This window comes from Leifsonia sp. McL0618 (genome assembly GCF_049994905.1).
GTDB lineage: Bacteria > Actinomycetota > Actinomycetes > Actinomycetales > Microbacteriaceae > Diaminobutyricibacter.
On sequence record NZ_CP188258.1, the window covers coordinates 3709282 to 3723945 of the forward strand.

Annotated in this window: 12 protein-coding genes; all 12 read right to left on the minus strand. The window is 68.2% G+C overall.

Going from position 1 to position 14664, the window contains the following annotated elements; translation table 11 throughout:
- Positions 1-6: 6 nt before the first annotated feature.
- The 12 genes from ACPPVQ_RS17900 to ACPPVQ_RS17955 all read right to left on the minus strand — a co-directional run bounded on the left by ACPPVQ_RS17900 (position 7) and on the right by ACPPVQ_RS17955 (position 14661).
- Complete coding sequence (locus ACPPVQ_RS17900; protein ID WP_426516474.1) at positions 7-1233, minus strand: pyridoxal-dependent decarboxylase, exosortase A system-associated; 1227 nt, start codon at positions 1231-1233, stop codon at positions 7-9.
- Complete coding sequence (locus ACPPVQ_RS17905) at positions 1230-2786, minus strand: acyl-CoA ligase (AMP-forming), exosortase A system-associated (RefSeq protein WP_426516475.1); 1557 nt, start codon at positions 2784-2786, stop codon at positions 1230-1232. Before ACPPVQ_RS17905 ends, ACPPVQ_RS17900 begins: the two co-directional genes overlap by 4 nt.
- Positions 2783-4132 carry a glycosyltransferase family 4 protein gene (locus tag ACPPVQ_RS17910; protein ID WP_426516476.1) on the minus strand — a complete coding sequence of 450 codons (1350 nt, stop codon included), beginning with the start codon at positions 4130-4132 and terminating at the stop codon, positions 2783-2785. The genes ACPPVQ_RS17905 and ACPPVQ_RS17910 overlap by 4 nt, the downstream gene beginning before the upstream one ends.
- Positions 4129-5391 (minus strand): rhamnosyltransferase WsaF family glycosyltransferase, encoded by a 1263-nt coding sequence (locus ACPPVQ_RS17915; RefSeq protein WP_426516477.1) that lies wholly within the window; start codon positions 5389-5391, stop codon positions 4129-4131. Before ACPPVQ_RS17915 ends, ACPPVQ_RS17910 begins: the two co-directional genes overlap by 4 nt.
- A gap of 42 nt (positions 5392-5433) precedes the next feature.
- Positions 5434-6942, minus strand: a complete 1509-nt coding sequence (locus tag ACPPVQ_RS17920) for a glycosyltransferase (protein ID WP_426516478.1) — start codon at positions 6940-6942, stop codon at positions 5434-5436.
- Positions 6879-8390: a lipopolysaccharide biosynthesis protein gene (locus ACPPVQ_RS17925; RefSeq protein WP_426516479.1), complete on the minus strand. Its 1512-nt coding sequence runs from the start codon at positions 8388-8390 to the stop codon at positions 6879-6881. Before ACPPVQ_RS17925 ends, ACPPVQ_RS17920 begins: the two co-directional genes overlap by 64 nt.
- 52 nt (positions 8391-8442) lie before the next feature.
- On the minus strand, positions 8443-9522 hold the full coding sequence (locus ACPPVQ_RS17930) for a glycosyltransferase family 2 protein (RefSeq protein ID WP_426516480.1): 1080 nt from the start codon (positions 9520-9522) through the stop codon (positions 8443-8445).
- A 139-nt stretch (positions 9523-9661) separates the two neighbouring features.
- Positions 9662-10774: a DegT/DnrJ/EryC1/StrS family aminotransferase gene (locus tag ACPPVQ_RS17935; RefSeq protein WP_426516481.1), complete on the minus strand. Its 1113-nt coding sequence runs from the start codon at positions 10772-10774 to the stop codon at positions 9662-9664.
- Positions 10771-11400, minus strand: a complete 630-nt coding sequence (locus ACPPVQ_RS17940; RefSeq protein ID WP_426516482.1) for a NeuD/PglB/VioB family sugar acetyltransferase — start codon at positions 11398-11400, stop codon at positions 10771-10773. The genes ACPPVQ_RS17935 and ACPPVQ_RS17940 overlap by 4 nt, the downstream gene beginning before the upstream one ends.
- Positions 11397-12548 (minus strand): DegT/DnrJ/EryC1/StrS family aminotransferase, encoded by a 1152-nt coding sequence (locus ACPPVQ_RS17945; RefSeq protein ID WP_426516483.1) that lies wholly within the window; start codon positions 12546-12548, stop codon positions 11397-11399. The genes ACPPVQ_RS17940 and ACPPVQ_RS17945 overlap by 4 nt, the downstream gene beginning before the upstream one ends.
- Positions 12545-13540: an NAD-dependent epimerase/dehydratase family protein gene (locus ACPPVQ_RS17950; protein ID WP_426516484.1), complete on the minus strand. Its 996-nt coding sequence runs from the start codon at positions 13538-13540 to the stop codon at positions 12545-12547. The genes ACPPVQ_RS17945 and ACPPVQ_RS17950 overlap by 4 nt, the downstream gene beginning before the upstream one ends.
- A complete protein-coding gene (locus tag ACPPVQ_RS17955) occupies positions 13537-14661 on the minus strand; it encodes a Gfo/Idh/MocA family protein (RefSeq protein WP_426516485.1) in 1125 nt (374 codons plus the stop codon). Before ACPPVQ_RS17955 ends, ACPPVQ_RS17950 begins: the two co-directional genes overlap by 4 nt.
- Between the last annotated feature and the right edge of the window lie 3 nt (positions 14662-14664).

Consider the following 14664-nt stretch of genomic DNA (forward strand, 5'->3'; position numbering starts at 1 on the left):
GTCGCTTCAGACGAATACTTCTGCGGGCGCGGGGTGCCCGAGAAAGGCGGTCGGGCTTGCCGTGAGGCCATACGCACCCTGCTGGAAGATCACCACGAGGTCGTCGATGTCGGCCGCCGGCAGTGTGACGTCGTCGCCGAGCAGGTCGAGCGGCGTGCACAGGCATCCGACCACGGTCACGTTCTCGTCGGCGGGCGCCTCGACCCTGGAGCCGACGACGAGCGGGTAATTGCGGCGGATCGCCTGCCCGAAATTGCCGGATGCCGCCAATTGGTGATGCATCCCCCCGTCCACGACGAGGTACGTGCGGCCCCGCGAGACCTTCCGGTCGAGGACCCGCGTGACGTAGACACCGCACTCGCCCACGATGTACCGCCCCAGCTCGATGACCGGCGTCGCCTCGGGTAATTGACCGAAGAGCGGCCCGTCCAGGAGCGCCCCGAGGCTGGCGGCGAGGGCGTCGAGATCCAGCGCCCGGTCCCTCTCGGTATAAGGGATCCCGAACCCTCCGCCGAGATTGACGTAGCGCACCGGTGCCTTCAGGTGCTGGGCCAGATCGACAACCAGCTCCAGCGTGCGCCGCTGCGCCTCCGCGATGATCGATGCGTCGAGGTTCTGCGAGCCGGCGAAGATATGGAATCCCCGGATGTCCAGCCCGGCTGGGGTGTATTCCCTCAGGAACTGCGGCACGCTTTCTGCGTCGATGCCGAACTGCTGGGGGCCACCGCCCATGCGCATGCCGGAACCCTTCACCGCGAAGTCCGGATTCACCCGGATCGCGATGCTCGGAGTCAGCCCGAGCTCGTCGCCGGCGGCGATCACCCTTTCGATCTCGGTCGGAGATTCGACTTCCACGATGATCCCGGAGGCCACGGCCTGGCGGATCTCGGCCGGACTCTTGCCCGGGCCGGCGAAGCTCACCCGTTCGGGGCGGATGCCGGTGTCCAGCGCCGACCGCAACTCGAGTCCGGATGCCACGTCGATGCGGTCCACCCGGCGCGCCAGGTGCTGCACCACGGCGGGCATCGGATTCGCTTTCATGGCGTAGCTGAGCTCAACTCGGTCGGGGAGGGCAGAGCGCAGACGGTCGACCCGTTCGTCGAGCAGCGCGCGGTCGTAGGCGAAGAACGGAGTCGAACCGACGCGAGCGGCAAGCCGCGACAGCGGCAGACCGCCGACGCGGAGCTCTCCGTCGACCGTGCCGAACGCGGCGACGTGCTCCTGCGGCTTCATCCGGACACCTGTGCCTTCATGAGAGTGCGATCGAACTTTCCGTTCGGGGAGCGCGGAAGCTCGTCACGCAGATCGATCGAGGTGGGCACCATGTACAACGGAAGCACCCGCCGCAAAGCCATCCCGAGAGCAGCCACCTCGAGCTCGTCCGTCGCCGCAGTGGCGACCAACACGATCCGGTGCCCCAGCCCCGGCTCCTCGACGCCGAGTGCCACGGCGTCCCGCACCAGCCCGGTGGCGTACGCCGCCTCCTCGATCTCCGACGGGCTCACGCGGTAACCGGAGGTCTTGATCATGTCGTCGGTGCGGCCGACGAAGTAGAGGAATCCGTCCTCGTCGGCGACGACGGTGTCACCGGACCAGACGGCCAGCTCCGGCGCGCGCCAGGTCTGACCGGGATGGTGCACCGGCCGGAACCGCTCGGCCGTTCGCTCCGGGTTGTTCCAGTACCCGAGCGCGACCAGAGCTCCACGGTGCACGAGTTCGCCCTCCTCGCCCGGCGTGCAGCGCGAGCCGTCAGGGCGAAGCACCAGCACCTCGGCATCGGGGATGGCCTTGCCGATCGAGTCCGGACGGCGATCCACCTCACTCGGGTCCAAGTAGGTCGAACGAAAGGCCTCGGTGAGTCCATACATGAGATACGGGTCGGCCGCCGTGAAGATTCCGCGCAGCCGGTCGAGGAGGGAACGAGGCATCCTGCCTCCCGTGTTCGCCCAGTAGCGCACACGTCTCGCCGCATCTTCGGGCCAGGGCACCTCCGCGATCTGCAGCCACAGCGGCGGCACGCCGGTGAGGCCCGTGACGGCGTGCTTCGCACAGAGCCTGGGCACGTCGCGCGGAAGCAGATAGTTCGCCAGCACGCAGTGCGCCCCGACGGCGAAGGCAGTCGTCACCTGGCTGAGACCGGCGTCGAAGCTCAGCGGCAGGATGCTGAGGATCACGTCGTCGCTCGTGTTCTTAAGGTAGGTGCTCACACTCTCCGCACCGACGATCAGGTTGCGGTGGCTCAGAACCACGCCCTTCGGCTTGCCGCTGCTTCCTGAGGTGTAGAGGATTGCGGCCGGATCGATATCGATCGTGCTCGTCGCGGGCATCCGGTCGGCACGCGGCTGGTCGGCCCACGGGTGCAGTGCGACGCCCGCGGGTGTAGCAGTCCCTGGCACGCCGATGACGATGATGTCCGTGACGTCGGTGCCCTCGAGGACACCAGCGAGCTGGGCCAGCCGGTCAGCCGAGGTGACCAGGAACCGCGCACCGCTGTCATGGAGGATGTGGGCGACCTGCGGAGGCTTGAGCACGTGATTGACGGGGACGAAGATGCCAGCCGCCACAGATACGCCGAAGATGGCGACAACCGTTTCGACACGCTTCTCGAGGTAGATCGCGACCCGCTCCCCGCGCAGGAGGCCGAGCTCGCTGAGCTGGACGCCGACGGCGCGAGTCCGGTCCCACAGCTCGACGTACGAGACGGTGTCCTCTTTATACGTGACCGCGGGATGATCGGGCGTCGACGCACTGGCCTCCTGCAAGAGGTCGTGCAGGTGCGCTCTCACTGCGGAGCCCTCCGTTCGAGGAGATACCGGCCGAATTCTTCCGTGTCGTCCAGATCAACATAGCGCCGTCCCTGCGCGTCTTCCGTCATGACGCTGCTGTCTTCGGGTACGGCCGGGCCCGGCCGCGAAAACCCGGAGACCTCGTCGAAGACCGCCACGTAGGACTCGGCCTGCGGGCGCCAGTCGAGTTCTGACGCGACCCTTTCGCGGCCCCTCGTGCCGAGCTCGATCCGCAGGTCGGGGTCGTCGATCAGCCGCTCCACCGCATCCGCGAACGCCGCGATGTCGCCGGAGGGGACGTAGAGCAGGCTGTCCTCACCCGACACACGGGTCTCGGTCAGATCGAACGAGACGGACGGCAGCGCATAGGCCATGTACTCCATGGTCTTGTTCATCGTCGAAAGGTCATTCAGGGGGGTCTTCAGGTCGGGGCACAGGCCGATGTCGGCGCGGCTCAGGTATTCGGCGATCGCGACGCGGTCGACCCGGCCGGTGAACGTCACATGATCGTCGAGGCCCAGCTGGGTGGACTGGGCCTTCAGGTCTTCGAGGCAGTCGCCGAAACCGAGCAGTGTGGCCGTCACCGTGGTGCGTCCACGCTTGTGCACCAGCTCCTCCACGACGAGGAGCACCTGGTCGACGCCGTCCTGGGGGCCCATGATTCCGAGGTAGGCGAGTTCGATGCCGTCCGCGGGGCGCGGATTCTCAGGGTAGATCGGGCGCATCCGGCGGGTGTCGGGGCCACTTCGCACAACGGTGACATGGCCGGGACGGCGTCCTCCCCGGTTCACCGCGATCGCTTTGTACGACTCGTTCGTCGAGATCACCCGGTCGGCCGTTCGGAAGGTCCGCCGTTCGAGCCAGCGCAGACCGAGGTACTCCAGCCGCTGCGCGAGCCCGCGCGGCCGTCCGAAGCGCGAGATGAAGAGCTCGGGATTCAGGTCGTGGTGGTCGAAGACGAAGCGTACTCCGCGTGCGCGCCACAGCAGGGCGAGCAGCCAGTAGGTGTCCGGCGGGTTGCACGCCTGGATGATGTCGAACCGACGGTGGCGCCACGCCTTCAGTGAAAGCGACGCGGTACGCACCCAGCTGAACGCGAACTCCCAGGCGAACCCGAGGAACCCGTCGGCCTCGGGGGCGGGTGCGTACTTGTAGATGTCGACGCCGTCGAGATGCTGGCGCGCTGGGTCGCCCGGACCCTTCGGGCAGATGACGCTGACGTGGTAACCACGGGCGACGAGCGCCTGACACTCCAGCCACACCCGGCGGTCGAGGGGGACCGGCAGGTTCTGCACGATGATCAGCACGTGCGGCGCCTGTGATCGTCTGGTTGTCGTATCCGTCATCCGTGCTCCCCCTGGCCGGCCAGCTCGGTGCGGGCGGAAGACGGCGGCGCTGACCCGTACACCTCGTCCTCCACGATGTCGACGAGAGCGTCGCACGTCGGCTGCCACGAACGACCGACAACGGAAGCCGCGGCGGCAGCTGCCCTCGCCGGGATATCCGTCGCGGTGACGGCAGCGCTGAGCGCCGCGGCGAGCGCGGCCCCGGTCGGCGCCGCCCACCGCACATGCTCGTTCCGCAGCACGAGATGAGCGAGCTCCATGTCGTTGACGACAGGGATGTTGCCGGCAGCGAGCATCTCCTCTGCGACCAGGGTGATGTTCGTGAACGACATCGCGAGACCGGCGATCGTTCTGCCGTAGAGGTCGTTCAACTCACTCGTCGTCATCCGGCCGTGGAACGACACGGGGATGTCGAGTCCGCGCGGCTGCGCGCCGTACACGTGGATCTCCTGGTCCGGGTGCGCCCGATGGAACTGCGTGAGCGCCACGCAGGCCAGCTCGTAGCCGCGGCGTGGGAAGTCCGGCCGACAGTAGAAGACGATGCCACTTCGTGGCGCGTCGTGCTCGGGCAGACGGTAGACCTCGGAGTCGCATCCGAACGGGATGACGTCGTTGCGCAGACCGGTTTCGTCGGCGATCATCGCGTCGAGCATCTCGCCCAGCGCGATACGGCGGAAGGGCAGGCGGTACGTCATGGCTGCGAACTCGTACTCGGCGCCTCGGCCATAGAAATAGGGTTCGTAGTCCTGGATGAAATACAGGCGATGCATCGGCGCCCGTCCATATTTCACGATGACGTGAGTCGACTCCCACGATGTCGCGATGACGGCGTCGACCCCGCTGATGCCGGCACGGGCGTCCCGGAACTCCGGGTGGACCCTGGGCCAGTGTGCTGCGGCGGATGCGGTGAGGCGGTCGACGTCGACACCGTGCTTGTCATAAATGAACACAACGCAGCGGTGACCGGCCACTTCGAGCGCCTCGATCATCCGGAACAGAGTGGTGTGACCGCCCGAGCCAGGGGCGGGGGGAGTCATCACCCAGCCGATCGTCGCCGGGCGGCTTCGCGGAAGGGGCTCAACTGGCAGCGGAAGCTCTGCTGGGAGGCTGGCCAGGATGTCGTCGAAATCGAGATTGAAGCGCAGTTCGGCCGCTCCGGTTGCCTGGTAAGCCCGCTGGGCCAGTCGCTGCGCGATTCCGCGCAAGCCGACCCGGCGTGCCCGGCGCACTTTCGACGCGAGATTCGTGAGCCAGCTCATCGTTCGCCTTTCCCCCTCAGACACCGAAGACCTCCGCTCGGCTCACCAGCTGCTCCCTTCGACTCGACCGACGCGTGCTTCGACAGGGCCGCGAGCGACGGCGCGCCGGAGCACGTCGGCGTGGCCTTCGACCATCGCTGCCAGCTGCTCCCCGGGCGCCCATGACCGCAACGGCGCCTGCGAGGCGTCCCGTACACGCAGTACGAGCGCGTCGACGGCGGCTCCGAGCTCGTGCGCATTCGGCTGACGGCTGCACCGCCGCCGTGCTCGCGCCACTGCGGCGTCGGACACGCGCTCCGCGGGGCCGCAGGCGTTCGGAATGAGGAGGGAGCCGCCCCGGTCCCGATCGACGAGTTCACGTGCTCCGCCGAAGTCGCCGAGCACGAGCCCCAGACCGGTCGCTGCGGCCTCCGTCGCAGCGACCGGCCAGCCCTCGAAGAACGAGTCGAGGATGAAGGCGTCCGCCGCCGCGAGCAGTGCGCGGGCATCGGAGCTGCCCAGAAGCGCCACACGATCGGCGCGCTCACTAGACCGTCGGAGGGCGTCCGCCCGGCGCAGCTCGGCCCAGTCCGAGGGCTCTCCAGCAACGATGAGGCGCACCTGGTCAGCGGTCACGGTTGCGAGGAACGAGGAGACGAGGCCGGCCACGTTCTTCTGCGCGTCGTAGCGGGCGAGGCTCACGAGGACGAAGTCGCCCGCGAGGTCCGTCCCCAGCGTGCGCCCGAGCGCCGCGCGGGCGGCCCTGCGCTCGTCGGCCTCGGGGGCGCCCTCGGACGGCACAGCGTTTGCGACGACCCGGATCCGTTCCGCCAGCGCAGCTCCGACATGCCGTGCGTGGAACTCGCGCACCGATTCGCTGACCCCGATCGCCGCCGCAGAACTCCCGAGCAGTCGGGCAAAGCGACGCCAGCGCGCTCTCGAGAAGTGGATTTCCATGTTGTGAAGCACCGGCACGACCGGGATTCCCGAGGCGGTGGCCGCGTCCTCCAGCGGCTCGGGGGCGGCGTGAGACTGGATCACGTCCGGGTTCAGCTCGCGCAGCGCCTGCTCCGCTTCAGCCTCGTTCGCCACGACGACGACATCCACTCCACGCGACCTCAATCGAGCAACGCGGGCACCCTCCGCCGTGCAGATCACGACGGCACGGACGCCGGCCATCGGGAGCCCCGTGGCGAGCACCTCGACAACGGAGCCGATGCCGCCCACCTCCATCGATCCGGTGAGCAGGGCGCAGCAGAGTGTCCCGGGGAGCGACGACGTCGCAGGGGGTGCGGCCGAGGCGCCCGAACGAACCGCCGTCGCCGCGAGGATTCGCAGCGGACGCCGGAACATCCACGCGGTCAATGGATGGACATAGCCGTACCGGATGCGGGGAGGCAGCAGGTCCGTCGCGGTGACCACCGCCCCGAAGAACGCGGCCTCCGCCCGCGCTGCGACGCGACCCCGACGTCGTCGGCGTCCGGACGACTGTGATCCCTGCGACATCGTCATCCCCCCGTCACCGACGGGGCGGCCGAGCCGCGCAGCAGCCGGAGCATTCTCCTGAGCCATGGCCAGATGAGCGCTGCATAGATGGCGAGGGCCGCGGCGCCACCGGCCATCAGGGCCGGCAGCGGGTCGCGGATGAGCAACGTCGCAGCGACAGCAGCCGCCACCGCGGGGATCGTCGCAACCGTCGGTATCCAGGCGAACCGGGCCAGCTCGCCGATCCGGACGCCGCTGAGCTTCAGAGCGATCAGGTACGCCGGCAGGATGACCGCGACCGCGACGATCACGTGCGCCCACCCCGCCCCCCTGATCCCGAAGGCCTGGGTCGCGGCCACCATCGCGCCGACCAGGGCGACGAGCCACACGATCTGGATCCACAGCACGGGGCGCGATCTGCCCTGCGAGTACAAATACCCGGCGGAGATGTCGAACGCGACCCTCAAACTCCCGTACAGGCCGAGGGCTGCGAGGACGGGAGCGCCCGGCAACCACCTCGCCCCGTACAGCACCTCGATCAGCGGAAAGCTCAGGGCGGCGAGCACGGTTCCAGCGGGCAGAGCTCCCGCCCAGGCGACGGCGGCGACGACGGCGAATGCATGGCTTCCGCCCTGCGACCGCGAGAAGAACGGGAGGGAGATCGACCGCACGACCTGAGACAGCGCGCTCATCGGCCAACTCGAGACGTTGAAGGCGAGCACGTAGTAGCCGAGCGCCGTCGCACCGGCGACCCTCGCGAGCACGATGTTGTCGACGTTGAGGAGCGCCCACGACAGAAGGTTTGCGGCAGCGATCGGTAGACCGAACGCGAGCACGCCCTTGACAACGGTCCGGTCGATCGAGAACCGCGGAACGACCCGCGCGAGCAGGAACTGCATCGTCGACGATACGCACTGCGCGGCGACGCGCCCGATGGCGAGTCCCATCACTCCGAAGCCGAGCGCCACGAGCAGAAGGGTCACCGTGGTGGAGACCACGAAGTCGGCCACCCCGACGAAGAACAGCTCGCGCTGCTGGAAGCGCCGCTGGAGCATGGCGAATGGGACGACAGTGCCTCCGGCCAGCAGGAGCGTGAGGGAGAGCACGGCGATCGCCGGCCCCGCCTGCGGACTGTCCAGCAGAGAGGCGAGCCCTGTGCTCGAGGCCGCGGTCGCCAGCATCGTGACCGTGCCCGCCGTGAGCCCGAGTGTCGCCACCGTAGGAGCGATCCGGTCAGGTTCGTCCGAGCGGATGAGATCCGCCGACAGCCCCAGGTCGGCGACGGTCATCAGAATCCCCTGGACCGTCAGCGCGACCGCATAGACGCCGAACTGCTCGGGAGCAAGCAGGCGAGCGAGGACGATCCCGACGACAAGGCCACCCAGGCGCAGCACCACCGTGCTGACGCCGCTCCAGGCGGCGCCGTGCGCGGCGCGGGAGAGCAGTGAGCGTCCGACGGTGCCGTCGGCGCCATCGGACGCATCGGCCTCGCGGGCGGGGAGAGCGGTGTCGCGACCGCCGGTGTCCCCGGTCATGTGGTCACCCCGCTGCGCGCGCGCCGAGCGCCATCCGGGTCCCTCTTCGTCGTCATAGCCCCATCGCCGCCTGTCGGCGCGACCGAATCTTCCATCGGACGCCCTCCACGAGTCGAACGAGTCGCCGAGAGCCGAATAGGCCAGTGTCGCGGGAAGCCAGCCCTGTCCATCTCCAGGCACCCGATCCAACGACCTGAGGGCATGTCTCCTGGGCGAACTCGCGGAGCGCAACGGCGGACGCGTGCGACGATCCTGTGGACTCGAGCAGTGCAGCACGCAGGAGCGCTTCGCGTGCGACCGAGCGTTTCGACCTCTCGAGCCAGCGAGACGCTGACGGCAAGCGGGCCCCATCCCGCGCAAAGAAGCGCTCGTACACATCCCGCACCTGAGTCATGTCGTCGGTAGCACCGGCGAACTCGGTGGAGTGCATGTTCTGCCCGTGGTCGCGGTAGTACGCCTGACGCGAGCCTCCGACGAAGCCGACGTCGGCGAAAGAGGCGGCCTGAAGCCACATGTACATATCGGCAGCGTGCGGAAAGTCGGGGTCGTAGCCTCCCGTCTTCTCGTAGACGGAGCGGCGCATCACAACCTCCGGATTGGCGATGCTGTTCCTTCCGCAGCGCACGCTGCGCCGCAGCCATTCTTCGCCTGGCCAGATCTTCCACCAGACCGGGCCGGCCTTGACCGGCGGCAGGTCGCCCCGGAACCACTCGACGGCACCGTAAACGAGTCCGACCTCTGGGTGCGCCTCCATCAAGGCGACCGCCCTGGTCAGGGAATTGCTTGTCAGCGCGTCGTCCGCCGACAGGAGTACAACGTAGTCGCCAGTCGCCCGCGAGAGACCGTCGTTGTATGTGCGGATGTGTCGCATGTTCTCCGGATGCTCGACCAGCGTGATGCGGTCATCCTGCGCTGCGAGACGGCGGGCGACCTCGATACTGCCGTCCGTCGACGAGTCGTCGACGATGATGATCTCGATGTCGACGCCGGTCTGGTCGAGCGCGGAGGAGACCGCCACCGGTAAGTACTGGCCATAGTTGTAGTGCGGAATGACAACGGTGACCGCCGGACGGTGTCGTAGCGGCTGCGGCTTGAAAATCCTGATCAGCCGACGACTGTGCTTTTGTTTCACGTCGTCTCCCCCGACTGAGTGAATCTCACCTTTGAAGAGTGCCATAGGCCGGAGCGAGTCGCCAACCCCTCGTTGGAGGGGCGGTAGGCAAGAGCCGACGGGCTGATGACACCGGGGCGTCGATTCGCGGTGCGCGTGTTCATCTCGACTCGCGCAGCGCTTCCGCCAGCTCCTCGGCCACGAACTCCTGCTGATCCGCCGTGATGTGCGGGTAGATCGGAAGCGAGAGGATGCGCCCTGCGGCGGCCTCCGCAACCGGGAACGGGCCCGCGCCGGGACCGTCGCCACCATACGCCGCGGTCAGGTGCAGGGGCGTCGGGTAGTGAATGGACGCGCCGATGCCGGCCGCGTTGAGGTGCGCCATCACGCGGTCGCGCTCGGCCACTCGCACCACGTACAAGTGCCAGACGTCGAGGTTCCCCGGCATGCTCTGCGGCAACCGCACACCGTCGACCCCGTCAAGGAGAGCTTCATACCGGGCTGCGGCGACCCGCCGACGTCGGTTCCAGTCCGCGAGGTGTCGCAGCTTCACGCGCAGCACGGCCGCCTGCACCGAGTCCATCCGCGAATTGAAGCCGACAACCTCGTGCACGTACTTCTTCTCGCTGCCGTGGGAAGCGATGAGACGCACGGTGCGGGCGATCTCGGCGTCGTCCGTCGTCACCGCCCCAGCGTCTCCCGCAGCACCCAGGTTCTTACCGGGGTAGAACGACGTGGAGGAGACCAGTCCTATGCTCCCGGCCCGGCCGTCCTGGCTCTCCGCGCCCTGTGATTGAGCGCCGTCCTCCACGATCGGGATGCCGCTCGAGCCGAGTGCAGCACGGATCGCGCCGACCGGTGCGACCTGGCCGAACAGGTGGACGGGCACGACGGCCTGGGTGCGTGAGGTGACCGCTGAGGCGACTGCATCCGGGTCCAGCAGGAGATGCTCGTCGTCGACATCCGCGAACACCGGGACCGCCCCGATACGCGAGACCGCTTCGGCTGTGGCGATGAACGTGTTGACCGGGAGGACGACCTCCGCGCCGGCGGTCACGCCTGCGGCACGGAGGGCCAGCTCCAGTGCGTCTGTGCCGTTGCCGACGCCGATGCAGAACCTCGCGCCGGTGGCCTCCGCGTACTCCTCCTCGAACGCGCCGACGTCACTGCCGCCGATATACGAGGCGGTCTCGAAGACACTGTCGACGGCGATCCTGATGTCGGCCGCGGTCTCGGTGTTCTGGGCGATCAGGTCAACCAGTGGAACTCTCACAGCCGTACCCCCAACTCTCGTGCCGGCACTCCGGCCCACGTCTGTCCTTCCGGGACGTCGGTGAGAACCACCGCCCCCATTCCGATCGTCGCGCCCGCCCCGATGGAGACCTTCTGGCGGACCGACGCATTCATTCCCAGGTATGCCGCCTCGCCGATACGGGCGACCCCTCCGACAGCGACGCCCGCTGCGAAGGTGACGTAGTCGTCGACGATGTCATCGTGCGTGAGGGTGCAGTTCGGCATGACCACCACGTGACGGCCCATCACGACGTCCGCCGTGAGCACGGAGCCTGCGAGGATGATGGTCCCGGGGCCCACAAGGCTGTTCGCCGAGAGCCGCGCCGAATCGTCGACCAGGCTGGCGTAGCGCTCACAGCCGGCGCCGAGCGACGCGAGCCGGCCGACGATCGACCGGCGTGCCGCTCCGGAACCGACGCACACGACGATCGAGCCGGGAAGCTCGGCGGCCATGTCGATTCCGCCGAGCACGTCGACGCCCCCGATGGGGTGACCGTGGAGGCCGGCGTCGTCGTCGAGCACGCCGATCACCCGGTAGGCCGACTGCTGCATGGCCATCACTTCGCGCGCGAGGCCGCTCGCTCCGACGAGAATAAGGTCCCTCACGCTGCACCCCGCAGTGCTGCCGCGCCGCGAAGAGCGTCGATCACCCGATTCTGCTCCTCATCGGTCATCTGGTGGAAGACCGGAAGGATGAGCGTGTTGGTGGTCAGCCGCTCGGTCACCGGCAACGGCCCTCCTCCCGTATCGCGATCGCGATACGCCGGCTGGAGGTGCGACGCCATGATTCCACGCCTGGCCGACACGTCGGCCTGCGCGAGCGCTTCGAGCACTCCGTCGCGGTCGGTGCCGAACGACGGTTCGACCTCGACCCAATAGGACTGGAAGTTGGCCGTGCCCCACGACGGGTCCGCGACCGGTCGCAGCCCGTCGATGGACGCCAGTTCGCTTGCATAGGCGGCGGCGATCTCACGCCTGCGCGCGACGATCGCGGGAAGTTTGCCCAGCTGCACGATTCCGACGGCAGCCTGCAGGTCGGTCATGCGGTAGTTGAAGCCGACTTCGAGGTACTCCTCCGCCGGAGCGAGCACACTCGCCTGGCGATCCTTCGCCGAGATGCTCATGGCGTGTTCGCGCAGCCGCCGCGCGCGGGCGGCCCACTCCGCGTTCGCTGTGGTGAGCATCCCGCCCTCACCGGTCGTGAGCAGTTTGCGCGGGTGGAACGACCACGCCGCGACGTCGGCGCCTGCGCCGACCGAACGCCCCTTGTAAGTGGAACCGGCACCACATGCTGCGTCTTCAACGACGACGATTCCGAGCGGATCGCACAGGGCGCGGATCGAATCGAGGTCGACCGGGACGCCGCCCTGGTCGACGGCGATGACGGCGCGCGTGCGATCGGTGAGCGCGGCCTCGACCGTCTCCGCGGTGAGGTTCCCCGTGGTCTCGTCGACGTCGGCGAACACGGGCCGCGCACCGACATAGGTCGGCGCGTTCGCCGTCGCGATGAACGAGAACGACGGCACGACGACGTCGTCGCCGGGGCCGACCCCCGCCACCACGAGCGCTAGGTGGAGGGCCGTCGTGCAATTCGACGTCGCCACCGCGTTCTGCGCATCCATCGCACCCGAGAACTCGTCCTCGAACCGCGCGACGCGGGGCCCCTGGGCCACCCAGCCGGACCCGATCACCTCGGTGACCGCGGCGATCTCCTCTTCGCCGAGCCACGGCTTCATGACGTTGATGCGGCTCATGAGGTCACCAGCGACCGGCCGGCCGCGATCTCGTCCCGCAGGGGACGCCACCATGCAACGAGCTCCCGCAGGCCGTCCGAGAGCGGGACCTCGGCGACGAAGCCGAGGTCGTCGCGGGCCGCCGAGACATCCGCCAGCCGCCGCGTGACCCCGTTGACCGCGCGTTCAGGTCCGTGTTCGACGCTGAGGTCGGAGTCCATGGCCTCGAGCAGCGCTTCTGCGAGCCCCAGCAGGCTCGTCTCGGTGCCGCTGGCGATGTTGTAGACGCCCTCGGTCAGGTCGCTGGAGGCGGCGAGCAGGTTCGCTCGGGCGATGTCGCGGGTGAACACGAAGTCCATCGTCTGCAGTCCGTCGCCGAAGATCAGTGGGGGCTTGCCGTCGGCGATGCGTTCCATCCACCGCACGAGCACCTCGGTGTAGAGGCCATGCACATCCATGCGTGGACCGTACACGTTGAAGTACCGCAGGACAACGTAATCGAGCCCGTTCATCGCGCGGAAGCTGCGCAGCATCCCCTCATTGAACGACTTGGCGGCACCGTAGAACGTGTCGTTGTTGTGATGGTGGTGCCGCTCCGACGTCGGGAACGCTTCAGCGAGGCCGTAGACGGATGCGCTGGATGCGCTGACCAGCTTGCCGACACCGTGCTCGACCGCCGCTTCGTACACGTTGAAGCTTCCGTCGACCAGCACTTCGAGCGCCAGGCGCGGCTCCTCGGCGCACTGCGTGATGCGGATGGCCGCCTCGTGGAAGACGAGATCCTTGCCGCGCGTCACATCGTGCACGAGGTCGCGGTCGCGCAGGTCGCCTTCGACGAACGTCACGCGCCCGGAGGCGAGCGCATCGTCGAGATTGGCCAGGCGGCCGCGCACCAGGTTGTCGAGCACATCCACATGGGCGACGCCCGCATCGAGCAGCTGGTCGACGATCTCGGAACCGATCGTTCCAGCGCCGCCCGTCACCAGGACGTCGGCACCGGCGAGCGCGGTCATCGCGTCTCTCCGATCAGCACGCGGTCTGCTTCGACCGGGGTGACCGCACCGGATCCACCGAGGCTGCGCGTGGCCGCTTCGAGCACGGAGAGCACTCTGAGGCCGGCCTGGCCGTCGGTGCGCGGAGCCCGCCTCTCCCGGATGCTGGCGGCGAACTCGCTCGCCATGCTTCCGAGCGCCTCCTTCTCGGGGAGCGCCGGCGACCAGGTGTCGCCGAGGCGGTAGGAGACTGTCGCGGCCTTCCGCTCCGCTCCGTCGAGTGCCTGGAGCCCGAGGTCGACTCCGCGGTCGTAGACGCTCAGCCTCTGCTGCGGGTTGAGGTCGTCCCACACGAGCGTCCGTTTCGTTCCGCCGATCACCATCTGGCGGATCTTGGTGGGGCTGAGCCAGTTCACGTGAACGTGGGCGATCGCACCGTTCGCGAGGGGAAGCACGAGGTAGCCGACACACGCTTTGCCGGCGCCGAGCGGATCCGCCCCGTGGGCAGAGACCGTCGTCGGGTGGAGGCCACCAGGGAGGATGAAGTCGATGATCGAGAGGTCGTGAGGTGCGAGGTCCCAGAACACGTCGACGTCCGGCTGGATGAGGCCGAGGTTGATGCGCACGGAGTCGATGAACAGGATGTCGCCGAGCGCGCCCTCCTCGACGAGCTCGCGGATCTTGAGCACGGCCGGTGTATAGCAGTAGGTGTGGTCGGCCATGAGCACGAGACCGCTCGCCGCCGCCATCTCCACCATCGCCCGGCCGCGTTCGCCGGTGTCGGCGAGCGGCTTCTCCACCATGACGTGTTTGCCCGCGGCAAGAGCAGCGAGCGCGATCCCATGGTGGGTTCGCGCCGGCGTCGCGACCGCGATCGCATCGATGTCATCGCTGAGCAGGAGCTCGTCGAGGTCGGTGACGACGCGCACGCCGCCCACCTGGTCGGCGAGCCGCTGGGCGCGTTCACCGTCGAGGTCGCAGATCGCGACGAGGTCCCATTCGGGACTGCTCCTGAAGTTCCGGGCGAGGTTCGGGCCCCAGTAGCCGGCGCCGACCACAGCGATACGCAATTGTTCTGTCACTTTGTGCCCCCAGACACCTTTCGTGTTCGAAGCCGCTCGGGCAGCGGCCCCGTCATGCATTCC